The following is a 26715-nucleotide window of genomic DNA, read 5'->3' on the forward strand; positions in this document are numbered from 1 at the left end:
GCGCCTCCGTCACATTCTCGACACTCAACCAACAGAACGGAAAGGCCAGTCATGCGCATCCAGAAGACCGACGTCCTGCTCTACACCGGCGTCGCCACCGCGGAAAGCGGCCGCGAGGGCCGCGTCTCGTCCGACGACGGAAGGCTCGACGTCACCGTGAGCCAGCCCAAGGAGCTCGGCGGAGCCGGCCGCGGGACCAACCCCGAGCAGCTCTTCGCCGCCACATACAGCGCCTGCTTCCACGCGTCCATCGCCATCGTGGCCGATGCGGAGAAGGTCGACATCAACGGCTCCAGCGTCACCGCCCGGGTCTCGATCGGCAAGAACGGCGACGGGTTCGGCATCCTCGCCGACCTGACCGCGCACCTGCCTGGCGTCGAGCCCGCGGTCGCGCAGAAGCTCCTGGACAAGGCGCACGAGATCTGCCCGTACTCCCGAATGACACGGAACGGCATCGAAGTCAGCCTCCAGGTCGGCTGATCCGGCGCCCGCCGCGGAGAGGGAGCGACATGGTCAGCATGGCGGCGAGGCCGCCCGGCCCGGCCGCCTTTCCGCTGGTGAACGGGGCTGGGTGTGACGTGTCGGTGGGGTACTCGGGCTGGTCGGCGGCGGAAGTCCCACGTCTTGATCGTTAGCCAGTATTCAGCGGCGGATCTCGCGGTTCGTGAGGACGAGGAGGGCCCGCAGGAGGTGGGTGGCCCGTGCCGGGTTGGTGCGGAGTTTGGTCAGAATGCGCCAGCATTTGAGGTTCGCGAAGCCGTGCTCGACGGGGGCTCGTGCGGCGGCGAGGACCTGGTTGGCCTGCTTCTGAGCGGGGTTGAGCTTGGCCGCGCGGGTGGCCTTGAAGCCGGTGATCACGACCGGGTCGTCGGAGTCGGGGGTGGTATCGAGGCCGACGAAGCCGAGGTCGGCCAGCGCGCCGAGCCCGGCCTCGCGCAGGTGGCGGACGACGTTGTCGCGGCGGGCGGCGGTGACGTCGTGGGTGGCGCCGGGACGGGCTGCGGAGATCCACAACAGCCGCCCCTTCTCGTCGGTGAGGGCGAGGAAGTGCAGGCCGTGGCGCCGGTGCTTGCCGGAGTAGTTACGCCGGTTGTCGCCTCCGGTGCGCCGGACGGTCGCAACGAGGGTGCCGTCGATCAGTACGACTTCGCCGCCGCGTCGCGCGACCTTCCGCAACGCCCGGTCCAGGCGGGGCGCCTGGGCGGCGAGCAGAGCCAGGAGCTCGTCGCGCCAGCGGCGCAAGGTCGTCTCGCCGATGTGCCCATGCCGAGTCAACGGCCACCGGGGGCACTGCGGTTACGGCCCAGGTCGTGCGGTCAGGGCAGCACGCGGAAGCCTCCGTCGGGCAGTTTGCGCAGCCAGCCCCGGTCGGTGAGCTTGGTCATCTTCGCGCGCAGCGGTTCCAGCCGACCTTTTACCTCGACTTCGAGGCCCAGCTCGCTGCCGACGTCCTTCACCCGCACCGGACCGCCGGAATCTCGCACGATCGTCATGATCCGCCGGTAGTCCGGTGGCAGGCTCTCCTCTCCCATGCCGGGCTCGCGGTGCGGGATCAGCAGCACCCCACGGCCTCCCACCTGCGCCGTCACCGCCTGCGTCGACGGCCCTTCCGCCTCCAGCTGGGCACGCGTCCGTTCCCACACCCGCTCGGCCACCGCGAGTTCCTCACGTTCGGCACAAACTTCCTCCAGGCGCTTGACCAGGAGTTTCTCCTCCTCGTCGAGTTCCGCCCGGCGGGATGCGACACGGTCGGACACCTCGGTGATCTCCGTCATCCCGCGAGCCTACGAACCCGCCCGGCCCCACGACCTGTGAACGGACAGACCGGCGTTGACGCCTGCCAGGTGATCAAGACGCGTGACTGCCGCCCGCCACCAGGCCGAGCATCACGCCGGGCCGTCACGCCACCCCCGCCCACCAGCAGAGATCAGGATGGCGGAGGCTCAATGGTGACGGCATGCAGCGTCAGAGTGGGAACGGCTCACCCGGGCCCGGGCAGGCAGGCAGCCGCATAGGGACCGTGGCGAGGCACATCATCCGACGCCCCTTGCTGATTGTCGGCCTCAACAGAGGGTGAATCGCCGTGTAGTGCTCGCGGTGCGGCGGGTTGAGTGATGGTGGACCGCCCCGGCAGAGGAGGCCCACCATCACTGCGTGATCCTGAACGTCAGCTGAGCTGCTGGAAGTTGAGCCATCCACTGGTGCCGACAGCGGTGGGCGTGCCGATGCCGGTCGGGGTGACGGCGGGATAGAAGTAGAACTCCTTGCCGGTGTCGTGGCTGGTGGCGAAGAGGTCGGGCTTGCCGTCGCCGTTGGCGTCGCCGGACGAGGTGATCAAGGGATGGGTGGTGCTGTCCCAGCCGGTGGCGCTGATGGTGGCAGTGCTGCTTCCCAAGCCTTCGCCGGCGGGTCCGGTGCCGGCGTAGAGGCGCAGGCGGCCGTCGGTCCGGTTACGGGCGATCATGTCGACCCGGTTGTCTGCGTTGACGTCGCCGGGGGCGGTCATGTCGTAGTCGCCCCAGCTGCCGTTGCCGATGAGGATGGGGTCGGCGTACTCGTCAAGGCTGAGAGTGTCCGCTCCGTAGTAGAGCCAGAGGAAGTTGCCTTCCTTGACGAGCAGGTCGGTGTGGCCGGGGGTGTCGGGGGCGCCGTCGCCGTCAGTGTCGAGGGGGCCGTCGACGTCACCGATGGCGAGGATCTGGGACGCGTCGGTCCAGTGGTTGTTCTCGGTGCTGTAGGTGGTGATTTCCTGGCGGTCGTAGCTGCACGACTTGGAGGCGCCGTCGGCGGATTCACCCAGTGTTGTGCAGGCGTAGCCGAGGCCGTTGTTGGGGTAGAGGTACAGCTTCTTCTGGTTGTTGGCATCCGGGACGGCTGCGATGAGGTCTTCGTAGCCGTCGTTGGTCCAGTCTCCGCGGTGGCTGATGGAGGCGCCGTTGAACTTGGTGGCGCTGGCGACGGTGTAGGGGGCGTGCCGGCCGTCGCCCTGGCCGGGGTAGAGCCAGAGTGTGCCGTCGGTGCGTACTCCGTATATGTCGGTGTTGCCGTCGCCGTTGAGGTCGCCGGGCTTGTCGGTGATGCCGGGGCTGTCGGCGTAGAAGATGTAGACGGCGCGATCGGAGATGTTGCCGGCCTTGTCGATGCTGCGTGCGTAGAGGGTGTGGTTGCCCGCGGCGAGCGGGGTGAGCTTGATGGCGACGGAGCCGCCCTGGGCGCTGGGGGTGGCGCTGCGGACGGTGCCGTCCCAGTCGGTCCAGTACTCGTACTTGGTGACGTCGGTGACGCCGCCGCTGCTGATCGTGAAGGTGCCTTCGGTGCGTGCTTTCCCGGTGGTGGCGGGCCAGCCGTCGGAGCCGTCGGGGAACTGACTGGAGGTGGCGGTCGGCGGAGTGGAGGGCCGGGTGGGATCGAAGACGAACCTGCAGCCGGGCTTGCCGGTGCCGGGGACCCAGTCGGACTGGAGCGTCCCGTCCTCGGCCTGAGCCTTCCAGGAGAAGTTGCCGTTGCCCATGGACAGGTAGGGGGTCAGCTCGGCTTTGGTGACCTTCAGTTTAGCTACGGTGCCGGAGGTGACGGACACCCATTTGCTGACGACGAGTACGCCGTTGGGGTCGTCGTTGGGGTGGTGGCCGGTGGGCCAGAGGTTGAACTGGGCCTTGACGGTGCCGCCGTCGGGGTCGGAGACCTTCGCCGTGAGGTAGATGTCGGTGTTGCCGATCAGCCCGTAGGGGGCGGTGTCGCCGCAGCCGGCGGAGTTCTTGGTGCTGGGGATGGTGTCAAGGCCGGAGGGCGGGTTGGGGGTGGTGTTGTAGGTGGTGGAGAGCACGGCGCTGCTGGCGGTGAACCGCTTGTACGCGTACGCGTCGCCTTCGGTGGTGGCGCGCAGGCCGACGGTGATGTTGTGCCAGTGCCCGGAGGCAGCGTCCTTGGCTGCGTCGGTGACGTCGAAGGCGAGGTTGCCGGCCGGGCAGGCCGAGGACCATCCCTTGGCGTCGGAGACGGTGTCCAGCTTCCTCGACCACGACGGCTGGTTGTTCCAGGTGTTCGACGAGGTGATGGTGCTGGTCAGCCACGCCTGCACTTCACGCTTGGTGCACGAGTAGGAGTAGCTGTTCTTGATCCGGAAGGTGGAACTGGAGATCACCTTCTTGGTGCTCCAGAGGTTGTCCGAGTCCATCCGGAAGAAGGAACGCGAGGTGCCGTCGCCGGGGTTGCCGACACGTGCTGAGCTCGTGGTCTTGTTGCCGTCACCTTCGTCCCAGCCGTTGCCGTTGTAGTAGGCGGTGTTGGGCGAGGTGCTGTAGGCGATGGTCCACGCTTCGCGTGAGCCGGAGACCGACGGGTCGATGTAGACGGGATACGTGGTGTCCGCGCCTTTGAGGACGTCCGTGTCCGGAGTGAGCGACAGGGAGCCGTCGGCAATCTCGACGTCCATGGCGGCCTGCTGTGCTCCGTAGGGGGCCTCCAGTTCGTGTGCCTGGGGCGGAGCTGTGGGCTCGCTGCTGCGGGCGGCAACCGGCTGCGTGCTGTCCCACATCATCGGAGTGGGGGCGGTGAAGACCTCCTGGCCGGCGGGGTTGACGGCGCGGATGTTGCCGTGCGCGTCTGCGTTCACCGTCAGTCCGTCGGTGGTCAGCGGGAGCTTGATCTCGGCCAGTGCCGGGTTTGCGGCGCCCAGGGCGCTCTTGACCACGAGTAGTTGTCCGAAGCCGGCGGAGCCCGCCTTGAGCTTCAGGTCGACATCTTCCAGGACGTTTGCGTAGGTGACGGAGTCGCCGTCCACGGTCGGCTTGGGCAGTGGCTTGGGCCAACTCCACGACATGCTGCGGCCGTCGCGCATGACGGTGGCGAGTGGTCCGTTGCCACCGCCGGAGAATTGCACGCCCACTTCCGTGGCCTTCGGCGAGTAGGAGCCGTCGCTGTTGGCCTTGAGGGTCGTGTCGATCTCTACGAGGGATCCGGACTTCCGCACGAACTGCGGCAGCGTGTAGGTGTCCTGAGTGAATGATCCGTCAGGATTCGCGAACAGCTGCGTGGTTTCGGTCCTGCGGGACAGCAATTCTGCCGGCTCACCGGAGCTGACGGCTCTACTCAGAGCACTATCTTCTTCGGAGTTACGCTCGAGGCTGGTAGGCGATGTGGCCGGATTACTCTCATCGGCGATAGCGGGCAAGGCAGTTACGGCGGGCATCACTACAACAATAGCTGCCACTGCTGCCATTGATATGCGCAGGGGCGCCGAACGCCTAGTTCTCTCTCGCGGACTTTCCATCTGGGTTCCCTTTCGGACCGTACACATCTTTCCGGCGCACCATACAGGGCAATGAGCTGACGTCCGGACGCAGATCCGACACTTCAACACACCCTAAATGTCCCATTGCAATGCATATTTGCGTTACGACCACCAAGGTGGCGAGTAGCTGCCTCATGGAGGCACTTTCAGCAGGTCAAGAGCGCATCTGGCTCCGTCCGCAGCGACACCGAAAAGGCGCAAAGCACCCGTCTCGCCCCATCTTGATCATTTTCGCTTACAGGTTGGTTAAGGAATTGCATTTACGCCTACCGATTCGACCGTGGAGCCGAGGTCCGGTGTTAACGTCCCTGGGTTAATCGACCCTGCGCTTCTCCTGTTGGGGGAATTTGTGTCCAGATTGCTGACTGGGGGTACCCGTCTCTCTCGGCGTGGTGCCAGAAGACGTGTCGCGAGAGTGCGGCTGATCGCCGCGTCTCTCGCGGTGTATCTCTTCGCGGGCCTGCTTGGGGGGCCAGTGGCCGCTGCAGCGGAGCTGAGTCTTTCGAAGCTTCGGAAACCGGACCCGGTATCTACGTCGAATGTGACGAAGCATCAAATTGCAAAGCCTGACCAGGCCGCGCAGAACGCCTGGAAGTCCGCACCGGAGATAGCGTGGCCGAAGCCCGGGACGGGCACGGTGACCCTCCCCAAGTCTGGTTCCGTCAGCGCGGGTTCACCGGAGGTGCGCATCGGTCGCACCCCTGACAAGGGCCGTAGCGCCACTGCCGGGCCGGAACGCGCGCAGGTTCAGGTTCTGGACCGCAATACCGCCGGGAAGCTCGGCGTCGAGGGCGTGCTGTTCGCCGTCCAACCCGTTGCCGGTGCGAAGGGCTCGGTCGATGTGAAGGTCGACTACTCCGGTTTCCGGCAGGCTTACGGAGGCGACTGGGCCGCACGCCTGGAGCTGCGTCCGCTGCCGTCCTGCGCCCTGGTGACACCTGAGGCAAAGGGCTGCCGGCTCGGCAGGGCCCTGGAAACGGCCAACGACACCAAGGGCGGGACGCTCACAGCGTCCGTCGCGCTCCCTGCCGCAGACCCTGCGGACGATGTGGCATCAGCTGATGAGGCAGCGTCGGCGCCGGTGAGCAAGGCCCTCTCCGGTCAGCGCTCGGTTACTGGTCTGTCCGCTGATGGGGGCACGGTGCTGCTGGCCGCGACGGCTGCTGCATCGGGTTCCTCCGGTGACTTCGGGGCTACCTCGCTCGCTCCGTCGGGCTCCTGGTCGGCCGGTGGAAGCAACGGCGGGTTCTCCTGGGCCTACGACATCGACACCCCGGAGGTACCCGGAGGTGTGGAGCCGGATCTGAGCCTGTCGTACTCCTCGCAGGCGGTTGACGGCCGCACCGCGGCGACGAACAACCAGGCCAACTGGATCGGCGACGGCTGGTCCATGGAGCCGGGCTACATCGAGCGCCAGTACGTCTCCTGCACCGACGACACATCCGGCAGCAACACCACCGCCAAGGTCGGCGACCTGTGCTGGAAGAAGGACAACGCCGTCCTCAACCTCGGCGGCCAGACGAACACCCTGGTCAAGGACGACACCACCGGCGAGTGGCACCTGGAAAGTGACGACGGCAGCAAGGCCGAGAAGTTCACCAACACCGCCCTGGCCAACGGCGACGACAACGGGGAGTACTGGCGGATCACGACGCCGGACGGCACCCGCTACTACTTCGGCTACAACCACGCGCCCGGCTGGACGTCCGCCAAGGATGAGACCAACTCGGCCTGGACGGTCCCGGTGTTCGGGAACCAGAGCGGCGAGCCCTGCCACGCCACCGAGTTCAAGGACTCCTGGTGCCAGCAGGCGTGGCGGTGGAATCTTGATCTGGTCATCGACCCGCACGGCGATGCCATGTCCTATTACTGGGGCAAGGAAACGAACTATTACGGCCGCAACGTCAATGACTCCACCGGCGCCTCCACCGCCACTGTCTACGACCGCGGCGGCTACCTCAAGCGCATCGAGTACGGCCTTCGGACCACCAATTACTACGCCCCCGCGGCCAAAGTCGACTTCACCGTGTCGGAGCGCTGTCTGAGCACCTGCACCACCTTCGACTCCGCCAACGCGAAGAACTGGCCGGACGTACCGTTCGACCAGTACTGCGCCTCCGGGGCCGAGTGCACGAGCCGCTTCTCGCCGTCGTTCTGGACCCGCAAGCGCCTTACGAAGATCGACACCTCGATCGTCACCGGCGGGGCGTTCAAGCCCGTAGACAGTTGGGCACTGACCCAGCAGTTCCCCTCCACCGGCGACGGCACCTCGCCCGCCCTGTGGCTGGCATCGATCACTCGCACCGGGCACACGGGCACCGGCGACGTCACCCTGCCGTCGGTCGCCACCTACGGCGTCAAGCTGGCCAACCGTGTCGAGGGCGCCACCACCGGCGGTGACCCCGACCCGGTGCCCCCGATGATTCGCTACCGCCTCTACGCCATCAAGACGGAGACGGGCGGAACGCTCGGGGTCACTTACTCCCCGGCGGACTGCAAGGCCGGTGACGTACCGGCCCCGGCTACCAACACCCGCCGCTGTTACCCGGTCATCTGGTCGCCTCCGGACGCCCCGGCCGAGAACTACGAACCGTATCTGGACTGGTTCCACACCTACGTGGTCACCCAGGTCCTGGAGTCGGACAACACCGCCGGCGCACCGGTGAAGGAGACGGACTACACCTACCTGGACGGTCTGGCCTGGGGGAAGGCGGAGGACGAGTTCACCAAGTCCAAGTACCTCACCTACGGCGACCGCAAGGGTTACGGCCGTGTCCAGGTCCGTACCGGTGCTCCGGCCGACGGTGAGCAGACTCTGAAGGAGTACCGCTACTTCCGTGGCATCGACGGAGCCGACGTCGCCGACCACGAGGGCATCAAGGTCGCAGACCACCCCGCCTTCGCCGGTATGACCCGCGAGGAAGCCACGTTCAACGGGGCCGGCGGCTCGCTGACCACCACCACCGCCTACCAGCCCTGGCACGGTGCCGCCACCGCCGACCAGGCCCGCACCGGTCTGTCGACGCTGCATGCCTATGCGACCGGGAACGCGTCGGAGAAGACCCGTACGGCGGTCGGCGCCGGCTGGCGCTCCACCCAGGTCGACCGGAAGTTCGACGGCTACGGCCAGATCACTTCCGAGTCCGCACTCGGCGACACCGCCAAGACCGGCGACGAGAAGTGCACCACGACCACGTACGCCCGCAACACCACGCTGAATATCCTCACTCTGATCAAGGAGAACCGGACGGTCGCCAAGGCGTGCGGCACCACCCCGTCGCTGCCGGCCGACCTGGTCTCGGTGGAGCGGCACTACTACGACGACGCCACCTCCCTGGACACCGCCCCCACCAAGGGCGACGTCACCAGGCTGGAGGAACAGGACGAGGCCGGCACCGGCTACCTGACCACCTCCACCGACACCTACGACATCCACGGCAGGGAGCTGACCAGCACCGACGCCCTGGGCGCCGCCACCACCACCGCCTACACCCCCGCCACCGGTGAGGCGGCGACCAAGAAGACCGAGACCAACGCGCTCGGCCACATCACCACTACCGAGTACGATCCGGCCCGTGGCGTGGCCACCGCCAACATCGACCCCAACGGCAAGCGCACCGACGCCGTGCACGACGGTCTCGGCCGCGTACTGAAGGTGTGGTCTCCCGGCTGGGCCAAGGCCGACCACGCGGACCAGCCCTCACAGCAGTACAGCTACAAGATCTCCAAGACCGAGCCGAACGCCGTCACCACCAACGTGCTGAAGCGCGATGGCAGTTACGCGACCGGCTACACCCTGTACGACGGACTGATGCGCGAGCGGGAGACGCAGGCCCCCGCGGTCGGCACCGCCAACCGGATCATCACCGAGAAGAAGTACGACACCCGCGGTTTCACCTGGAAGACCTACGGCGCCTATTACGCGGACGGTGCTCCCTCGGCCACGTTGGTGACCGGCGCGGACAACCAGATCCCAGCCGCAGTGGAGAACGTCCACGACGGGCTCGGCCGGGTTACCGCCGCCATCTCCCGCAAGCTCGGCGACGAGCAGTGGCGCACCACCACCACGTACGACGGCGACCGCACCACCGTCATCCCCCCGTCAGGCGCCACCGCAACGACCACCATCGTGGACGCGCTCGGTCGCACCACGGACCTCCTGGAATACACGAACGCCGCGCGCACCACGTCGCAGAAGACGACGTACGGCTACGGCAAGTACGACGAGCCGGCCAAGGTCACCGACCCGTCCGGCAACGAGTGGACCTACACCTTCGACGGCCGCGGCCAGCAGATCAAGGCCGACGACCCGGACAAGGGCCTGGTCACCACCGGCTACGACAAGGCCGGTCAGGCAACCAGCAGCACCGACGAGCGCGGCACCACGCTGACCACGGTCTACGACAAACTCGGCCGGCAGACCGAGCTGAAGCAGGGCAGCACCTCGCTGGCGAAGTGGACCTACGACACGCTCGCCAAGGGCCAGCTGACCTCCAGCACCCGTTACACGGGCGGTGCGGCCTACACAACCGCCACCGGCGGATTCACCGACCGCTACCAGCCCACCTCCACCACCGTCACCATCCCCTCAGGCGCAGGCAGCCTGGCAGGCAGCTACGGATGGACCTACGGCTACAACGCCGAAACCGGGCTCCTCGACTGGACGATGAACCCGGCGATCGGCGACGTCACCTCGGAACGAGTGACGGTCAACTACAACGGCGATGACCTGCCGATCCGCACCAGCCGAGCCGGAGCAACGCTCGTCTCCAACACGCTCTACGACGTGTTCTCCCGCCCCACGCGCACCGAGTTCGGCGTACTGGGCAAGCAGGTCTACCAGTCCCAGATCTATGACGAGTTCACCGGCCTCATGACCCGGCAGACCACCGACCGGGACCTGGCGCCGCAGCGCATCGACGACAGCACCTACAACTACGACCAGGCAGGCAACGTCACCGGCATCACCACGGCCAGTGGCCAGGACACCGCCCGGACCGTCGACACCCAGTGCTTCAGCAATGACAAGCTCGGCCGCCTGACCGAGGCGTGGACGGCCAAGACGGACTGCTCGACGGCGCCCTCGGCGACGACGGTGGGCGGCCCGGACACGTACTGGCAGACCTACGGCTACGACGCCCTGGGCAACCGCACCAAGCTCATCGAGCACGGCACCGGGACCCAGACGGGCACCGACGCCACCACCACTTACACCCACCCCGCCGCCAAGACCGGCCTGCCCCACGCCGTCCAGGAAGCCACCGTCAGCGGCGGCGCGAACAACGGCCAGAAGTCCACGTTCTCCTACGACAACACCGGCAACACCACCAAGCGCGTCATCGGCACCCGCAGCCAGGACCTGACCTGGGACGCGGAAGGCCACCTCGCCACCCTCACCGAGAGCGGCAAGACCACCAGCTACCTCTACGACGCCGACGGCAACCGCCTGCTCGCCAAGAACGGCGACGGCACCAGCACCCTCACCCTGCCGAACGGCAACGAGATCACGCTGACCACCACCGGCACCAAAGCCGGCACCCGCTACTACCAGCACAACGGCAACAACGTCGCCGTCCGTACCAGCAAGGGAATCTCCTACCTCTTCAGCGACCACCAGGGCACCTCGCTGACCGCGGTCGCACTCACGACCCTGGACATCACCCGCCGCAAACAGGACCCCTTCGGCAAGACCCGCTCCGCCGGCAGCAGCGCATTCCCCGGAACCCAGGGATTCGTCGGCGGCACCACCGACCCCACCGGCCTCACCCACCTCGGCGCCCGCGAGTACGACCCCAACCTCGGCCGCTTCCTCTCCGTCGACCCCGTCATCGACCACGACGACCCGGCCCAGATGAACGCCTACTCCTACGCCCACAACAACCCGGTCACCCAGTCGGACCCCTCCGGCCTGCGCCCGCTGGGCCCGACCGACGGCGGCACAACCGCCGACTACAAATGGGGCAACGACCGAGGCGTCACGGCTGAGTACACGTACAAGAGCGGCAAGTACGTCTGGACCCAGACACCCAAGAAGGACAAGCCTTCCCGCCAGAAGTACGCCGCGTACAAGGCCAACCCCACCCACTACATGATCGACGACGGTCACGCGAGAGCTCGCGCCAAGCAGCAGGCCGCAGACCGCGCCCAAGCCATCAAGGCAGCCAAGGCCAAGGCCGACGCAGAACGTCGAAAGAAGGACAGCATCTGGGGCAGCATCAAGTCCGGAATCGGGGGCGCTTGGGACAGTGTCAAAAATTCTTCCGTCGGAAACTGGGTTGGAGATAATTGGCGCACCATAGCCGACGTGGCTGCATTCTCCGCATGTTTCGTATCACTCGGAGTATGCGCTCTTGCCGTAGCAGCGGTAATCACAGCAAAGGCTCTGGCTGACCTTTCAACCGGCGGACTCGACTACGCCTCAGAAAATTTCAGCCTAAATATGCAGTACGGTGCAGTTGGGCTTGGCGTTGGCGCGGGGTTCGGCGCGCTGTGGCAGGCAGCAGCAAGAACCGGTCGAATCGTAGAGCACATGCCCATGGGGCGACATGCGAGAACGAGCAGCGGTAGGCATGCCAGACCAAATGGTCGGCATGCACAGCGGCGCGACCCCTTGGTGCGCTCGTTTGAGTTCGCAGGTGGTGGCGGCTTCGGACTCGCGACGTGTGCGGTTCCTTCGGCGGTTAACCCCGGATACTGCTAATGAACGAGGCAAAGGCACAAATGGATACCACCGCAGGTTCGCTCAGATTCGCAGCGCTGGCTGATGCTGCGCTGAGCCAGGCAACCTACCGAGGGTTGGAAACGCCGGCCGTTCGGCCCGAAGCAGACGTTCGACGAGTCGCTTGGTGGCGTGTACGTGGGCTCCAGCGCGCGGCCCACCTTCCGCTGCTCCTCGGCGTGCTGGCTCTCAACGGAGCAGTCCTACTCATCAAGGCCCAGCACCCCCATGCCAGCGTTCCCTTCTGGATCTATTCCTTGCCGCTCCTGACTGCCATCGTCCTCGGCATGACCGGGGTCGGCTGTCGGCGAGCCGTACGGATGGCACGTGCGGCACGGCTACCGGGACAGCGCATGCGCTACACCCTGCTGCACAGTTACGCCTCAGAGACTCCGTGGCTCGTCCTCTTCGATGAAGCAGAGGATGACGACGCCAAGCCATTGGGCATGCTGCCGCTCCGTTATGGACCGCTGCGCAATCGATTCAGGGAGCTTCCTTCACCAGTCGGCAAAGCCGCACTTGCAGGACGTCTGCTTGCAGGAGCCATAGCCATTCCATGGATCGAAGGACGGCCCGTTTGGCCCGAATCCGGATTCCGACCGCTTGACCTGGGTGATCCTCAGCATCTTCGGGCGTTGTCTGAAATGCTGCGCCCCGAATAACGGAAACTAGGGAAGCACGTACGGCGACATGGGGATCAACGCGGCATTCAATACAGGATTCCGCGGCTCCGGCAGCGCCAGCCTAGGCGCCTACGCCGGCGCCTGCTGATCGAGGAACCCAACCTGGGTGGGTGAGCCCGCATGGCTCACCCACCCGTTCCTCGCGCTGGCATGCGCGTGCGCATCCAGGAAAGGAATTCAGTGTTAGGAGCATCGGCCGGCGGTGCCTGGCAAATGGGAGTTCGCTCCGGGCGAATAGTTGAAGAGCTTCCCATGGGCCGCCACGCAAGCGGCCGGAGCCGGCACGGCGCCAAGCGTGACCCGCTGGTCAGGGGTGGCGAACTAGGGTTCGCGGGTGCAACCGGACTCGGGGCCTGCGCCGTCCCTGCCGTGGTGAACCCTGGATTCTGCTGACATGAAGGGGATAGGGATGAACATGCAAAACGAAGAGGGACAGGCCAGCTTCGCTCTCGGCCGAATGATCGAAGCCAGTGAAAGCCAAGCCAAATATCGAGGCTTGACGGGATCGACGATGCGTCGAGAGGTAGATATTCGACGAGCTGCATGGTGGCGGGTCAGAGGGCTGCAGAACTCGAGCCATGCGCTCCCCTTCCTTGGCACTCTCTGCCTGAGTGCTCTGGCGGCAATGATGGGCTTTCGGAATCCGGACAGCATTCCATTCTGGATCTTCATCCTTCCGCTGATAACTGTCGTCTGGGCAGTCATTGCGGCATTCGGCTGCCGGCGAGCATGGGGGATGGCGCGCGTTGCCCGCCTGCAACCAAGCGTCCATGTCAGATACGTGCTGCTTCATAGCTACGCATCCGAAGCTCCCTGGCTCGTCTTCTTCCCTCGATCTGGGGGCGACGAGGTCGAGCCAATGGGCGCTCTGGCTCTCAAGTATGGTCCCATGCGTGATCGTCTTCGAGATCTGCCAGAGCCCATCGGTATCGCTGCACTAACCGGAGAAGTCAGTGGCGCTTCGGTGGTGGTTCCGTGGATCAACGACAGACCGGTATGGCCGGCAGCGTCATTCAAAGAGATCAACTTGAGTGACCCTCGCCACTCCAGAATGGTCAGTGAGTTGATACGAGCCGAATAGCACACCGCTAAGAGGTTGATGTGCCACCCTCTTAGGTCATCAGTACTGGGAAGGGTGCATTCTGCATAGCATCTCCTGCTGGGGGCTTAACGATCTCGCATTAGTGAACGACATGCCGGGGCAGGCCCCGCACCTGCCCCGGCAGCCGATCCACTAACTCGAGCACCGATAGGAAATGGAGGTAGCCACAGTGACCTCGATCGGACGACCAAGAAAGAAGTCGCGCTGGTGTCGAAGAAGAACCGTGAGGACGAGATCCTACGCAGGACTTGGTTCAGGATCCTGTCCTGGGTCTTTACCGTGGGCTTCGGATTGGTAGCGGTTGGTCTGCTTGTCAGCCTCTCCCACAACCTCGAAGGAGGACCGCTGTCGGGTGTAGCCGCATGTCTCTTCACGATCGCGCTCAGTCGACGCGTCATGGGTTCACACATCAGGCTCGGCTCCTCTTTCGTGACCGTGATCAACCCACTGGTCACCTACTCGGTCCCGTACGACGCTGTCGCCGAGGTGCGCGGTGGTGGCGGAGGAACGCTGAACTTGATCACACGGACAGGAGACGAGATCTACTCCACCGGATTCGGCGGATCGATCATCGACAACTTTGTAGGGTCAGCCGACCGCGCTGTCGCGCGCATCGAAAAACAAGTGGGACGAGGGCGGAGGGGTGCGAAAGAAGCTCAGGTGACAAAGGGGTTCACGGTCTCATGGGTCGCTGACGTCTGCGCGGTGGGCGCCATGGTCTGCGCGGTGGCCGCAGGGATCTTGGGCATCTGACATGAAGATCGACATAGGATCGCATCGATTTAAACTCCCGGCTCACGAGATACCGTCCAGGTAATTCAATCTAAAGGCAAAATGATTCCACAACCGAGCAATTCACTCATCCTGATCTTCCTAGTTCTGTGTTGGGTAATTTTCGGGATCCGCTTCTCGATGCTAATGCATTCATGGCGTCAGCGAATCCTCGCGACGGTCGGTGGCCTCCTTCCAGCGGGCGCAGGGGCTCTGATTTCGCAGTCAAAGGACGAACCTATCTCGGCCTTCGTGGTGGCAATTTCAGGCACCATACTTTGCTTCGCTATTGCGACCATCGGCTGGGGCACCAAGTTGCGCTCCACCTATAAGGTCAGGGACGCCAAGGACCCCACAACGCGAAACTCGGCAGGGTGGCCCAAGGGATTCGTTCGCGTCGCCTTCATCCTGACACTGACGTGGATCCTTTCCTTTGCGGCAGTCAGCATGAACTGGAGTTAGAACCGACTATAAGGTCGTCTCCTATGTGAGTTCGGCTCGTCAAGTCGGTCGTGGGGTGAACATGTATTACTCCGGACGACTGTGGGAGATCGTAAAGCCTGTGATCCCGCCGTCGATGGCGCTGCCACCGCAGACCCAACCACTGCTACGCCCCCGCCCGCGACTGCCTGGCCTCCCCCGGTCTCGCAGCCCTTCACCGGCCCGGAAGTGCGCGGAATACGCCCCATGTATGCGGCGGTCGATTGTTCCAGGAAATTGCCCCGGCGGTCAGGGACTCATCGACCCGACGGCCTCATCCCTTATCGGCACCGTCTGAACTCCCACCAACCGGCCGCTGATCGCGGCAGTGCCCGCCGCCAACGGCGAGACCAAAGCCGACATTTGGGCCACCACCTCCACCGGGCAACTTATGCTCCACTCCGACCTCGCCGGCCGAGCCATGGTAAGAACAGGCGGCTGGAGTGATCTCGGATCTCTGAGCTGACCTGACCTCGTGTTGTCGGGCCCTGGGCAGGGCCTGACAACACGACGGCTCGTCGCTGCCTTCCACCAGTTACCTCTCCCACACGCCCCGACTGAACGACACTGCTACTCCGCTACCTGGCCACCGACGGGCCAGCTGGCTCCGAAAGGGTTCGTCATGCGTCTCACCAAGCGGCACCGCGCCGCTCTCACCGGGGCACTCCTCGGCACAGCACTCGGCCTGACTCCGCTGACGACCGCCAACGCCGCCGCAGTCGCCATGACTCTCCACACCTCGGACACCATCGACACGGTCGGTACCCCTGAGGACATCGACATCACCCTCACCACGCCGCCCTCCGCCGACAGCTTCGTCGAGCTCAATGTAGGTACCGAGAACGCGGCCCACCTGACCGTCACCGATGACACCGGGACCGTCCTGGCCCATGAGCCCGTTTACGCCTCCGACTCCCTGGCCACCTTCCGCTTCGGCAAGGAGGACAGCGACCACGACGGCATACCCGGCGCCACCCTCGAACCCGGTTCGCTGCACGTCCAGGTCACCGCGGACGGATACGTGGGCGATGGACTCAATATCAACGCGGACTACATCGACGGCGCCACCGGCAGCCGCATACCGATCAATCCCGCGCACGCCAGCATCCACATAAGGAAGCCGAGCGTGATCCCGTACTGGCAGTCGCCGGGCAGGTACACAGTCGCGGCCGGAACGGAAAGAGCTGCGGAGGTCCGTCTGGACACCCTCATGCAGCTGAGCACCCCGCCGGCTTCTACCCGGCTCCGGCTGCTGTTCACCGCGCAGCAGATCGCCAAGGCCGGCTACACCCCCGCCCAGTTGGCCCGCGACGTGCACGTCCAGTACTCCAGTGACGGAAACACCTACAGCACCCGCCCCTGGACCCTCGGCGCCGACGGCTCCGTGTACCTGGAGATATCCGAGCAGACCTGGCCCGCCGGCACGCTCAAGACCAGCGACTACCTGCGCTTCACAGCATCCTGGGGCCTGCCCGCCGGACACCTCGCCGGCATCTTCCAGACCCTCGATCCCGACGGAACCCAGCTCAGCAACAGGCCCCAGACCCTCGATTTCACCGCCGACCGGGCCGCGTTCTACGGCCGCGACAGCTCCGGAGTGCTCTGGCAGTACCAGGCCAGCACGACCAGCGACCCCGCCCACTACACCCGGCGCGCCCAGGTCGGCGGCGGCTGGAACACGTACAACACCCTCACCAAGCTCTCCACCCTCAAGGCAGACGGAACCGGTGATCTCGTCGCCCGCGACAAAGCCGGAATCCTCTGGTTCTACAAAGCCACCGGCGACATCAGCCACCCGTTCGCCGCCCGCAGCAAGGTCGGTGGCGGCTGGAACACCTACACCCAGCTCACCGGCCCCGGCGACATCACCGGCGACCACAAGCCGGACCTGATCGCACGCGACCACGACGGCGTCCTCTGGCTCTACCGTGGCACCGACAGCACCACCACCCCCTTCACCGCCCGCACCCGCATCGGCGGCGGCTGGAACACCTACAACCAGCTCGCAGGCGGAGCGGACCTCACCGGCGACGGCAAAGCGGACCTGCTCGCCCGCGACACCACCGGCGTTCTCTGGCTCTACCGCGGCACCTCCAGCATCAAAACCCCCTACACCGCCCGCATCCGCGTCGGCGGCGGCTGGAACACGTACACCCGCCTCGTCAGCACCGGCGACGCGAACGGCGACGGCATCAACGACCTGCTCGCCACCGACAGCAGCGGCGCCCTGTGGCTCTACTCCGGCACCCGCAACGCCAACTCGCCCTTCCGGACCCGGACCCACATCGGCGTCGGCTGGACGATCTACAACACACTCACCTGACCTGCTCTCCGCACACCCGAAAGGTCGGCGCTTCCCACGAAGCGCCGACCGCCACCATTCGTCCTGGAGCCACTCCCAGGATGTCGTGCTGGGGTAACTGCAAGGCCCTTCGTCCTTCCGTGGTGATCAAGCCTGCCCAACAATCTCCACCTCGGACCTCACCGAGCGCTACTTGCCACTTCGGCGGAGAATGCAGGGCGCAGACCGAAGGCTCGACCAGATGGCGCAGGTCGAGCCTACGTGCGCATGAGGATCAGGCTCTCAGTGGCGGCGGGGGGCCCTGCTCACTCTCCCGCGCTATCGCGCACGCGAGGGCGCCCAACGGCCGGTTCTAGGATCGTTCACGCCACCTGGGCGGCGACAACGCCGTCTACGGTTGCCCGGTACTCCCACGGAGCGCTTCGCCCGCCTTCTGGTAAGAGTCGATTCGGTGCTGTGCGCGGCGGTTGCGTTCCTCCGGGTCTCGCACGAAGAGAGCCTGCCGACCGGGGTGATAGGTGCTGACCACCTCCAGGGGCCGATCACGGACAACTTCGGGGTACGTCTTGCGCAGGCGGCGCCACACGTCCTGGGCTTCGTTGCCCTGGAGAAGCACGACCTTTGTCTTTCCCATCACTCCCAGCAGCTGCTTCAGGGCCTCGACGCCGGCCTGGAGTTCGGCCGCGTTCGGCGAACGGTTGATGTACCAGGGATAGGCATTCCAGGGAGTGACGTCACGCGGCGCTATCCCGGCCTCCTCGAAGATCTGGGCCTGAAGCTCCGCCGTCGGATCGTCGTTCTCCACACACAGGAACCCGGAGCCGGCACCTTCCTGCGTCTTGGGACCCGGGTCCCGAAGAATGGACAAGACGCAAGCCTCCGCTCCCCCGTGCCAGGGCGCTACATGCGGCATCCAGCCGCGCCCGTCCTGATCGCGCAAGACGTCGACCAGCTCATTGACCGGACGAACATGAGGGGCATAACGTCCCTGCTCCTGCTCCACCCGGAATGCCTCTTCACGCATCCGTCTCGCCATACTTCCTCCAACGCCGGCTGACACCATCGCAGTGGACCCTAACGGGCACGTCTGACACTGCTCGGTCGGGCCTGCCCCCGCACATGCAGACGACGCTTAGTAGCGAAGGCTGCGATGGAGGTTGCGGGCAGCCCTGCTGTCAGCGAAGTCGTGAGCAGCACTGCCGTTGAGTGCTCTCGTCTCATGCAGCAAGCCGAACACCTAAAATCGATCTTGCGTGACGCGTGGGATGTCACCCGATCGTGCATCAGACCCGAACAGCGACTCGGCCTCTACCTACTTGCTGCGCGAGGACTTGTCCCAATACAAGCAGGCGGGCAAGAGGAGCCCAGCGTCGCGCCTTGCGGATGAGCCTGCATCGGGTCGCTCCTTCGAGCGAATGCAGCCCGAACAGCCCACCCCTTTCCGCTACTGCTGACAGCATCCGGCCCGTCAGTGAAAGCCAGGATCAAAGGTGGTCCCCTTGAAACGGCCGGTCAATGAGGGGCAGCTCTCGGTGCTGCAGTGGGTGGGAGCGGGATGTCCTGAGGACGTGTGGGAGACAAGCTCCTACAAGACCACCTGCCAGGCACTGCAGAACCGGGGCCTGGTCACGGTCTCCCGGAAAGGCGGGCAGTGGAGCGTCGTCCTGACGAGTGCAGGCCGGCACTACCTCTCCCACGGCACGTACCCTCCCCCGGGATCGCGCCCGCGCATGACCCAGGCCACCGCTCCACAACGCTCGTCACCCCGGACACAGGACGCTCCGGCCGTCGAGCGAAAGCCACGTCCTCCCCAGCAGAAACGCGTGACATTCACGGAACAGCTGCTGCAGGAGCTCGCGGACGCCGGTGGCCGGATCGTCAAGACCACCACCGGCCGGGACTCTGTGAACTGGCCGTCCCGGATCGCGGCCGCTCGCAGGTCGACAAAGCTCCCGAAGACAAAGGAGCTGCACGGAGGCTGGTGCCGTGACGGATACGAGATCAAGCTCGTCGACACCCCTGCGTGGCGCTTTGCCGTCCTCGCCCCTGTCCCTGTCCCCTCCCGGCTCACTCGGCCGCACAGCGTGGTCCGGGCCATGCAGAACGAACCCCGATCGGTGGGCCTGACCAAGCCCGTCCATGCACGTGCCCTACGGCTCATCCAGGCGCTGATCACCGCCACCGAGTCCGAAGGACACGCCTGCTCCGTGGGAAGGACGGGCTCTGCACCCCCGTCTCACCACCGCCGCAGTGCGTCTCCCCACTTCACCATCACCGCGCAAGGGCTCACGGTGGGGTTCGTCGTCCAGCAGGAACAGGACCGGACCGAGCATGTCGCGACCGAGAAGGAACTCGCCGAAGCCCGGAAGCACTCCTGGATCAGAATCCCCCGCTTCGACTACACCCCGTCCGAACGCCTCCGCTTGGTCCTGAGCGGCGGCCAGCCACACCGGGCGAGCGAATGGGCCGACACCCCCGGCCGCCCCCTCGAAGAGCAGCTTGCCGAGATCGCCCAAGAAGTCACACTCCGCGGCGAAGCCGCCGAACGCCAACGCCAGAAGGAACTCGAGGCAGCACGCCACAAGCGCCTCCGCTGGCAAGCCGCCATGGAGAAGGCTCACGTCCAGTACGCCGAGACGTACCGCGTCAGGCACTTCGAGGCGCAGGAGGCGGCATGGCGCCACGCGACCCGACTGGCCGAATACGTGACCGCTATGCGCACACGAGTCGAGACCATGCCCCCAGGCGAAACCAGAACCGAAGCCGAGGCATGGATCATCTGGGCAGAAGCCACCACAGAACGCATCGACCCGCTGAACACGCCACTCCGCATGCCCCTCATCCCCGAACCACGAGCAGACGACCTGAAGCCGTTCCTCGGGCACTGGACCCCCTACGGCCCCTGACACGAAACCCTCATGGCGCAAGCCCCGCCGTGCCTCTCCCCGGCCCCGTCGTCTCACGCTTACCACGTTGCCTGTAGCCGCGATCGCAAATCCGCCGCTCCCGCGAGCATCACACGGCCACGAACTGCGTGAAAAGCCGAACGCGTCAGACGTTCAAGCACAGTCGAACTCACAGCGAAGCCCAACCAGAGCACTCCAGTGGGGCCTCGCCTCACGGCTTCAGGAGAGGCCCCGCCCGGCCCATCAGCAAGTCCCTCGCCCTATCACCGATGCCGTCACACACAGCCCCTATGAGCGGGGTCCTGGCGATTCCTGTTTGACCAGGTAAAAGACTTCACGGGCAGCATGGCGTTTGAGGCAACGGAGGATTTCGCGCCTGGTCCCTCCTTGATCCGGCGCTTGTAACAACGCCCGGGGGGACTCCCCCGCACAGGCGGCGAACCACGCTTCACGGCCCAGCCGCTCCGGATAGCCGAGCGGCCTGCAGCACGCCGGCGGGCCCGCGGAGCAGAAACCGTTCTGAACATGCCCGATCCCCTTCCGTCGCATGAGTATCGCGCTGCCGGTACCGGACCGCGCCGGACGGTCAGAATCGTGAGTGGGCCACAACGATCGGCAGGCCCCTATCGGGACACGCCCCGCCAGCCCGGCACCGACAACGCACCATCCCCGGCCAACAGCCGACACTGTGTGATTCAGACGCTTCGGTCAGGCGTGTCATGAGTCAGACCCGGGGCCCGGGACAGCACGGGCCCATCCTCTCGCCCCTCACCTCACACGGGCCCCCGTGCACAAACCCGATCGTCAGCCAGGACCATTCGACAACCGACGCCCACTGACGACAAGAAGTGCGCGAAACAAAGAGACAGCGAGGCCCGCGGCGTTCTGTGCGAGCCGGCCCGCCGGGCCGCAGGACGCCCCGGACACGTGCGCTATCGGCGACATCTGCACCATCCTTACGACCCCTGAAGGCTCACACCGGGCCAAGTAGGTCGGCGATCCGGCGGGCGGCTCCGCGGATGGGGCGGCCGCCAGGCGGCGAAGTAGTAGTAGGTCGCGCTCTTCCCACTAGCAACCGGTCCGTCCCTGGTACAGGATCGCGTTCACGATCTCCCGCATGTCGTAGGCACCTTGATGGCCTCTGACCGACCAATGCCGCCCCTTCCACGCGGTGATCACCGGCCCGATCAACGACCACTGCCCGTCCGATAAGTCACTCGGATACGGCTTGCGTTCACTCACCCGGTCGCATCACCAGATCAACGCCCGTGAACCGGCAGATTCCGCCTCGACGCCACACCAACAGGCGACAGCAGATCAGCTCAAAGACTCACGAACCGCCCACTGAGTGCGGTGAGACAGGCAGCTGCGGCTACGCAAGCGAGGGCGATGAACAGATGAGGGTATCCGCCAAGCGATGCGGCCAAGGCTGCGCCGGCGAAGGGAGCAAGTGCTGAGGCCGTGGTGGTCGGCGCGGCAAGGAGTCCGGACAGGCGGCCGTAGTGAGCGGTACCCCATCGGTCGGTGATTGCAGTGGCCTGCAGCAGGGTGATGTTGCCGCGGACCATTCCGGCGGCAATCGAGAGCACCACCAGCAGCGAATACGGGCCGGGGGCCAGCGCGAGTGCCGCGGTGGTGACGCCGCCGAGCGCGATGAGCGCGGCCGTTCGGACGGTGACACCGGTTCGGGCGGCGAGTGTTGCGTACAGGGTGCGACCGAGGGTCTGTCCGGCGCCGCCGAGGCCGAGTGCCCATGCAGCCTGGCTGGTTGAGTACCCGCGCTCGATGAGGAGGGGGACCAGGGCGACGACTGCAGCGGACACCGCGAAGGCCGAAAGAGTGAGGGATGCGGCGAGCATCCAGAAGGGCCGGCTACGTGAGACCGCGGCCGCGGAGTCGTTGGTGTGGGGCGACGGTGGCGGCGCGGCGGGCCAGGGAGCCTTGAGTGCGAATACGTGGGCGGGGATCGTGACGGCAGCAAGGATCACGGCAAGGACGGTGTAGGTCATGCGCCAGCTCATGTGGTCGGCGAGAGCTGCAGTCAGGGGCGCGAAGACGGTGGAGGCAAGTCCGCCGGCGAGGGTAACGATGGTGAGGGCGCGGACGTGATCGGGTGCCCACCAGCGGGTGAGCGCAGCAAATGCAGGCTGATAGAAGGTGGCTGCCATGGCCAGTCCTGCCAACAGCCAGCCGGCGAGGAACACAGGCAGGTTCGGGGCGGCTGCCATGACCAGCAGGCTTGCCACTCCGAGGACGGAGCCGGTGGTCATGACGGTGCGCGGTCCGCGGTGGTCGATGATCCGGCCGACCCGGATCCCAGCGAAGGCAGAGATGAGCAGGGCTGCGGAGAACGCGGCTGTCGTTACACCGGTGGACCAGCCGGTGTCGGCTGTGATGGCCGGGTTCAGTACAGGGAAGGCGTAGTAGAGGATTCCCCAGCTGGTGATCTGTGTGGCGCACAGGGCGGGGAGCACGGCGCGGGGCCGCGACCGGTCCCCTGTTCCGGTCGCGGCCCTGCGGGCGTCGAGGTTGGTCACGGGCAGCAGCCACCGGCCTGGACCGGAGTGGACGGGTCGGCTACGGCGGCCGGGTCGGCGCAGCAGGTGGTGTTCTTCTGCTTGGCCATGGAGTCGGCGTCTGCCTTTACGACATAGACCTCCCACGGTTCCTGGCCGGGGCCGTGGACCCAGACCTTGTCCTGGAGGGCGTAGCAGCAGGTGGTGTCGTTCTCGACGTCGGTCGTCAGCCCTTGGTCCTGGAGGCGGGCGGTGGCGGCGTGGACTGCTTCCGTGGTGTCGACCTCGACGCCTAGGTGGTCCATGCGCGTGTCCTCATCGAACTTGCCTTGGACGAGGACGAGTTTGAGCGGTGGGTCGGCGATGGTGAAGTTGGCGTAACCGTCACGCAGTTTCGCCGGTTCGGCGGCGAAGAGCTTGCTGTAGAAGGCGATTGAGGCTTGGAGGTCGGGGACGCTTAGGGCGAGCTGTACTCGGGACATGACGATCCTCCTGACGCAGGGCGGAAGCGCTCCGACCTAGGTTGGTCGGAGCGCCAATGTTCAAGACCCGCAGCATCCGCCGGACGCCGTGCCGGCAAGGGCTGCGACCGGAAGCGAGATTCCAGTTCCGATCTGTACGAGTGCCGGGGCTACCGGTGCGCAGCAGCCGCCTTCGTCGGTCTGCCCGGCGGCGGGGTCATCGAAGAGTCCGGCGCCGCCACAGACCCCGGTCTCGGGAAGGGTGAGCTCGACGCGGTCGGCGGCTTCGGTGTCGCCGGCCAGTGCGGCGGCGACGGAGCGGACCTGTTCGAAGCCCGTCATGGCGAGGAAGGTCGGGGCGCGTCCGTAGGACTTCATGCCGACCAGGTAGAGGTCCTGTTCGGGGTGGGACAGTTCGCGGTGGCCGTGCGGGTAGACGGTGCCGCAGGAGTGCTGGTTCGGGTCGATGAGCGGTGCGAGCTCCACCGGCGCCTGCAGGCGCTCGTCCAGGGCGAGGCGGAGCTCCGACAGGAAGGACAGGTCAGGGCGCAGGCCCGTCAGGGCGATGACCTCGTCCACCGGGTCGAGTCGCCGACCGTCCTCACCCACCAGGACCAGGCGGTCGTCGTCGGTGGGCTCGATGACTTCGGTACGGAAGCCGGTGACGGCGTCGGCGTGCCCGTCATCGACGGCGGCCTTGGCCGCCAGGCCCAGGGCGCCGCGGGCGGGGAGCTGGTCGGCGGAGCCGCCGCCGAAGGTGGAGCCGCTGATGCCGCGGCGCAGGATCCACACCGAGTGGGTGCCGGGTTCGCCCTCCGCCACGTCGGCGAGGGCGGCCAGGGCGGTGAACGCGGAAGCCCCGGAACCGATGACCGCGGTACGCCTGCCCGCGTACCGGGCACGGACCTCAGGGTCCTTGAGGTCGGGAATGCGGTAGGAGATGCGGGCGGAGGCGGCATGCTCGCCCAGGGCGGGAAGTCCGTCGGCGCCGACCGGGCCGGGGGTGGACCAGGTACCGGACGCGTCGATCACGGCGCGCCCCAGGATCCGCTCCTCGACACCGTCGCCACGCGTGATCCGGAGGGTGAAGGGCTGCTGCTCGCGGTCCGCGTCGACGATCCGGTCCCGTCCAAGACGGGAGACGCCGATGACGGTGGCGCCGTAGCGGACCCGGTCCCCGAGGACATCGGCGAGCGGCTGGAGGTACTGCTCGGCCCAGTCACCGCCCGTGGGGTAGGTGTCCGCGTCGGGCCGGAACCAGCCGGTGGGCGCCAGGAGCTTCTCGGCGGCCGGGTCCATCAGCTCGCTCCAGGTCGAGAACAGCCGCACGTGCGACCAGCCGCGCACCGCGGTGGCGGCGGTCGGGCCGGCCTCCAGGACCAGGGGTTCGATGCCGCGCCCGACGAGGTGGGCGGCTGCCGCCAGTCCGGCGGGGCCGGCGCCGATGACGACGACCGGGAGGTCTGCAGTGGTGGTCATGGCGGTGATGTCCTCCGGGATGAGCGACCACTCCGGGCCGCTGTTTCGACTGTTGTCTATATCCAAAGGTTGCCACCGGTATCGACAGGTGTCAACATAGACACATGTCGAATTCAGAGATTGCGGAGCTGCCGGTCCTCGGTACGGATGCTGTGGTGCCGTGCTGCCCGCCGATCACCGCGGGAGAGTTGTCGCAGGAGGACGCGGAGCGGATGGCCGCGATGTTCAAGGCGCTGTCCGACCCGGTGCGGCTGCGCCTGTTCTCCAAGGTCGCCTCGCATGCGGGGGGCGAGGCGTGCGTGTGCGACATCTCCGATGTCGGCGTCTCCCAGCCGACCGTTTCCCACCACCTGAAGAAACTGCGCGAGGCCGGCCTGCTGACCTCGGAGCGACGCGGGACCTGGGTCTACTACCAGGTCGCCCCGCCGGTCGTCGCCGCCATGTCCGCCATGCTCGACCTCCGCACCTGACCTTCGACCGACTTCTGAGCGTCAGCCGTTGCAGTCAGGCGGGCAGCAGCGCGCCAGGTACGCCTGGAGCGCAGAGACGCGCAGGGTCATCGTGGCGCCGTCGGCCCGGTAGTAGACCTGCTTGCCCTCCTTGCGGGAGATCACCAGGCCGCCGCGGCGCAGCAAGCTCAGGTGCTCCGAGGCGGTCGACGGCTTCAGCGCACAGCGGTCGGCGATCTCGCCGACCGTCAGCTCGATCCCGCCGGCGAACTGCTGCAGCACCTTCTGACGGGTTTCGCTGGCCAGGGCCTTGAGGAAGTCGGCCGTTGCCGGATCCACTACGGACGCCTCGATGCCGTTCTCTGTCACAGCTCCCTGCCAAACATTTCGTCACTTCCCGAAATAACGACTCAAGTGAAGGATTACGTTCTCATGGAACATGCCGATCTCATCGTCATCGGCGCCGGGCAGTCCGGCCTGGTCACCGCAGCCCTTGCCCCACGTCACGGCTTCACCCGCACTCTGGTCCTGGAAGCCGCAAAGGAACCTGGCGGATCGTGGCCGAGCTACTACGACAGCCTCACGCTGTTCTCCCCGGCCCGGTACTCCTCCCTTCCCGGCATACAGTTCCCCGGCGACCCGGATCGCTACCCACGACGGGACGAAGTCGTGAACTACCTGCGCGACTACGCCAACCGCCTACCCGCCGGCATCCGCACCTCGACCTCTGTCACCTCTGTAACGCGCCAGGATGGTGCCTGGTCCGTACTCGCCGACGACGGGCGGAAGTTCACCGCCGGGGCGGTCATCGCCGCGACCGGCAACTACGGCACCCCCTTCACTCCGGACCTTCCTGGCCGGACGGAATTCGGCGGCCAGGTACTGCACGCCGCCGACTACCGCAGCCCCGACGCGTTCACAGGGCAGCGAGTCGTCGTGGTCGGCGGAGGCAACTCCGCGATCCAGATCGCCGCGGATCTCGGCGCGATCGCCGACACCACCCTGGCCAGCCGACGCCCGATCGGCTGGATGCCCCAACGCCCGCTCGGCCGGGACCTGCACTGGTGGCTGAAGCACACCCGCCTCGACATCGCACCGATCCGACGGCTACTGGCGAAGGTCCCCGTCTCCGTGATCGATGACGGCCACTACCTGGCTGCACTGGACCGGCACGGCGTCGAACGCCGCGACATGTTCAGCCGGTTCACCAACGAGGGCGTGGTGTGGGCCGACGGAACGAAGGAAGCCGTCGACACGGTCCTGCTCGCCACCGGCTACCGGCTCACCTTCCCCTACCTGCACGACAGCGGCGCCGTCGGCGCCGATGACGCGCCGCTGCACAGGGGCGGCATCGCCAGCACCGTGCCGGGATTCGGATTCGTCGGCATGGAGTTCCAGCGCAGCTTCTCCTCCAAGACCCTTCGCGGCGTCGGCCGGGACGCGGAGTACGTGCTGTCGCGGGTGCGGAAGCACTGAGCTCCGCCCGGCTCCCGTGCGGAGCGGTTCCACGTCTCGTCGAACACCCGAAGTTCCTGGACCTGCGCCATGGAGGTGC

Annotated in this window: 17 protein-coding genes and 1 pseudogene; 9 read left to right on the plus strand and 9 right to left on the minus strand. The window is 66.2% G+C overall.

Going from position 1 to position 26715, the window contains the following annotated elements:
• The first annotated feature begins 51 nt into the window (after window positions 1–51).
• On the plus strand, window positions 52–480 hold the full coding sequence (locus OG959_RS04240) for an organic hydroperoxide resistance protein (protein WP_148017125.1): 429 nt from the start codon (window positions 52–54) through the stop codon (window positions 478–480).
• Window positions 481–642: 162 nt separating this feature from the next.
• Here OG959_RS04240 and OG959_RS04245 read toward each other — a convergent pair whose 3' ends face one another.
• From OG959_RS04245 to OG959_RS04255, 3 genes are all read right to left on the minus strand, one after another.
• Window positions 643–1275 (minus strand): transposase family protein, encoded by a 633-nt coding sequence (locus OG959_RS04245; protein ID WP_326656672.1) that lies wholly within the window; start codon window positions 1273–1275, stop codon window positions 643–645.
• 41 nt (window positions 1276–1316) lie between these two features.
• A complete protein-coding gene (locus OG959_RS04250) occupies window positions 1317–1775 on the minus strand; it encodes a hypothetical protein (RefSeq protein WP_326656673.1) in 459 nt (152 codons plus the stop codon).
• A 392-nt stretch (window positions 1776–2167) separates the two neighbouring features.
• Entirely contained in the window at window positions 2168–4972 is a 2805-nt protein-coding gene (locus tag OG959_RS04255; protein ID WP_326656674.1) for an FG-GAP-like repeat-containing protein, read from the minus strand.
• Window positions 4973–5834: 862 nt separating this feature from the next.
• Between OG959_RS04255 and OG959_RS04260 the strand changes: the two genes are divergently transcribed.
• From OG959_RS04260 to OG959_RS04280, 5 genes are all read left to right on the plus strand, one after another.
• Window positions 5835–11993, plus strand: coding sequence for an RHS repeat domain-containing protein (locus OG959_RS04260; RefSeq protein ID WP_326656675.1), 6159 nt, complete (start codon window positions 5835–5837; stop codon window positions 11991–11993).
• Window positions 11993–12673 (plus strand): hypothetical protein, encoded by a 681-nt coding sequence (locus OG959_RS04265; protein ID WP_219573212.1) that lies wholly within the window; start codon window positions 11993–11995, stop codon window positions 12671–12673. The genes OG959_RS04260 and OG959_RS04265 overlap by 1 nt, the downstream gene beginning before the upstream one ends.
• A 430-nt stretch (window positions 12674–13103) precedes the next feature.
• Window positions 13104–13775: a hypothetical protein gene (locus OG959_RS04270; protein WP_326656678.1), complete on the plus strand. Its 672-nt coding sequence runs from the start codon at window positions 13104–13106 to the stop codon at window positions 13773–13775.
• A gap of 228 nt (window positions 13776–14003) precedes the next feature.
• Window positions 14004–14549: a hypothetical protein gene (locus OG959_RS04275; RefSeq protein ID WP_326656679.1), complete on the plus strand. Its 546-nt coding sequence runs from the start codon at window positions 14004–14006 to the stop codon at window positions 14547–14549.
• Between the two features lie 1120 nt (window positions 14550–15669).
• Entirely contained in the window at window positions 15670–17370 is a 1701-nt protein-coding gene (locus OG959_RS04280; protein ID WP_326656680.1) for an FG-GAP repeat domain-containing protein, read from the plus strand.
• Window positions 17371–17740: 370 nt separating this feature from the next.
• Here OG959_RS04280 and OG959_RS04285 read toward each other — a convergent pair whose 3' ends face one another.
• Window positions 17741–18373 (minus strand): uracil-DNA glycosylase, encoded by a 633-nt coding sequence (locus tag OG959_RS04285; RefSeq protein WP_326656681.1) that lies wholly within the window; start codon window positions 18371–18373, stop codon window positions 17741–17743.
• A 799-nt stretch (window positions 18374–19172) separates the two neighbouring features.
• Between OG959_RS04285 and OG959_RS04290 the strand changes: the two genes are divergently transcribed.
• On the plus strand, window positions 19173–20255 hold the full coding sequence (locus tag OG959_RS04290) for a hypothetical protein (RefSeq protein ID WP_326656682.1): 1083 nt from the start codon (window positions 19173–19175) through the stop codon (window positions 20253–20255).
• A 1028-nt stretch (window positions 20256–21283) separates the two neighbouring features.
• On the opposite strand, the pseudogene OG959_RS04295 reads toward OG959_RS04290, so the two are convergent.
• The 4 genes and pseudogenes from OG959_RS04295 to OG959_RS04310 all read right to left on the minus strand — a co-directional run.
• Window positions 21284–21497, minus strand: a pseudogene (locus tag OG959_RS04295) (transposase); the annotation flags it as partial.
• An 80-nt stretch (window positions 21498–21577) separates the two neighbouring features.
• A complete protein-coding gene (locus tag OG959_RS04300) occupies window positions 21578–22792 on the minus strand; it encodes an MFS transporter (protein ID WP_326656684.1) in 1215 nt (404 codons plus the stop codon).
• Window positions 22789–23253 carry an ArsI/CadI family heavy metal resistance metalloenzyme gene (locus tag OG959_RS04305; protein WP_326656685.1) on the minus strand — a complete coding sequence of 155 codons (465 nt, stop codon included), beginning with the start codon at window positions 23251–23253 and terminating at the stop codon, window positions 22789–22791. The genes OG959_RS04300 and OG959_RS04305 overlap by 4 nt, the downstream gene beginning before the upstream one ends.
• A gap of 60 nt (window positions 23254–23313) precedes the next feature.
• Window positions 23314–24711: an FAD-dependent oxidoreductase gene (locus OG959_RS04310; protein WP_326656686.1), complete on the minus strand. Its 1398-nt coding sequence runs from the start codon at window positions 24709–24711 to the stop codon at window positions 23314–23316.
• 104 nt (window positions 24712–24815) lie between these two features.
• Here OG959_RS04310 and OG959_RS04315 point away from each other — a divergent pair, with 104 nt between their 5' ends.
• Window positions 24816–25181: an ArsR/SmtB family transcription factor gene (locus tag OG959_RS04315; RefSeq protein ID WP_326656687.1), complete on the plus strand. Its 366-nt coding sequence runs from the start codon at window positions 24816–24818 to the stop codon at window positions 25179–25181.
• A gap of 21 nt (window positions 25182–25202) precedes the next feature.
• On the opposite strand, the gene OG959_RS04320 is transcribed toward OG959_RS04315, so the two are convergent.
• Entirely contained in the window at window positions 25203–25529 is a 327-nt protein-coding gene (locus OG959_RS04320) for an ArsR/SmtB family transcription factor (protein WP_326656688.1), read from the minus strand.
• Window positions 25530–25592: 63 nt separating this feature from the next.
• Here OG959_RS04320 and OG959_RS04325 point away from each other — a divergent pair, with 63 nt between their 5' ends.
• Window positions 25593–26636, plus strand: a complete 1044-nt coding sequence (locus tag OG959_RS04325; protein ID WP_326656689.1) for a flavin-containing monooxygenase — start codon at window positions 25593–25595, stop codon at window positions 26634–26636.
• Window positions 26637–26715 lie beyond the last annotated feature (79 nt).

It is taken from the genome of Streptomyces sp. NBC_00385, from assembly GCF_035917155.1.
GTDB lineage: Bacteria > Actinomycetota > Actinomycetes > Streptomycetales > Streptomycetaceae > Streptomyces > Streptomyces poriferorum.

What these genes read in the sequence shown, in the direction of transcription:
- OG959_RS04240 (WP_148017125.1), top strand. Translation starts at nt 52, where the DNA reads ATGCGCATCCAGAAGACCGACGTCCTGCTCTACACCGGCGTCGCCACC.
- OG959_RS04250 (WP_326656673.1), bottom strand. Translation starts at nt 1,775, where the DNA reads ATGACGGAGATCACCGAGGTGTCCGACCGTGTCGCATCCCGCCGGGCG.
- OG959_RS04265 (WP_219573212.1), top strand. Translation starts at nt 11,993, where the DNA reads ATGAACGAGGCAAAGGCACAAATGGATACCACCGCAGGTTCGCTCAGA.
- OG959_RS04270 (WP_326656678.1), top strand. Translation starts at nt 13,104, where the DNA reads ATGAACATGCAAAACGAAGAGGGACAGGCCAGCTTCGCTCTCGGCCGA.
- OG959_RS04280 (WP_326656680.1), top strand. Translation starts at nt 15,670, where the DNA reads ATGCGTCTCACCAAGCGGCACCGCGCCGCTCTCACCGGGGCACTCCTC.
- OG959_RS04285 (WP_326656681.1), bottom strand. Translation starts at nt 18,373, where the DNA reads ATGCGTGAAGAGGCATTCCGGGTGGAGCAGGAGCAGGGACGTTATGCC.
- OG959_RS04305 (WP_326656685.1), bottom strand. Translation starts at nt 23,253, where the DNA reads ATGTCCCGAGTACAGCTCGCCCTAAGCGTCCCCGACCTCCAAGCCTCA.
- OG959_RS04310 (WP_326656686.1), bottom strand. Translation starts at nt 24,711, where the DNA reads ATGACCACCACTGCAGACCTCCCGGTCGTCGTCATCGGCGCCGGCCCC.
- OG959_RS04315 (WP_326656687.1), top strand. Translation starts at nt 24,816, where the DNA reads ATGTCGAATTCAGAGATTGCGGAGCTGCCGGTCCTCGGTACGGATGCT.
- OG959_RS04325 (WP_326656689.1), top strand. Translation starts at nt 25,593, where the DNA reads ATGGAACATGCCGATCTCATCGTCATCGGCGCCGGGCAGTCCGGCCTG.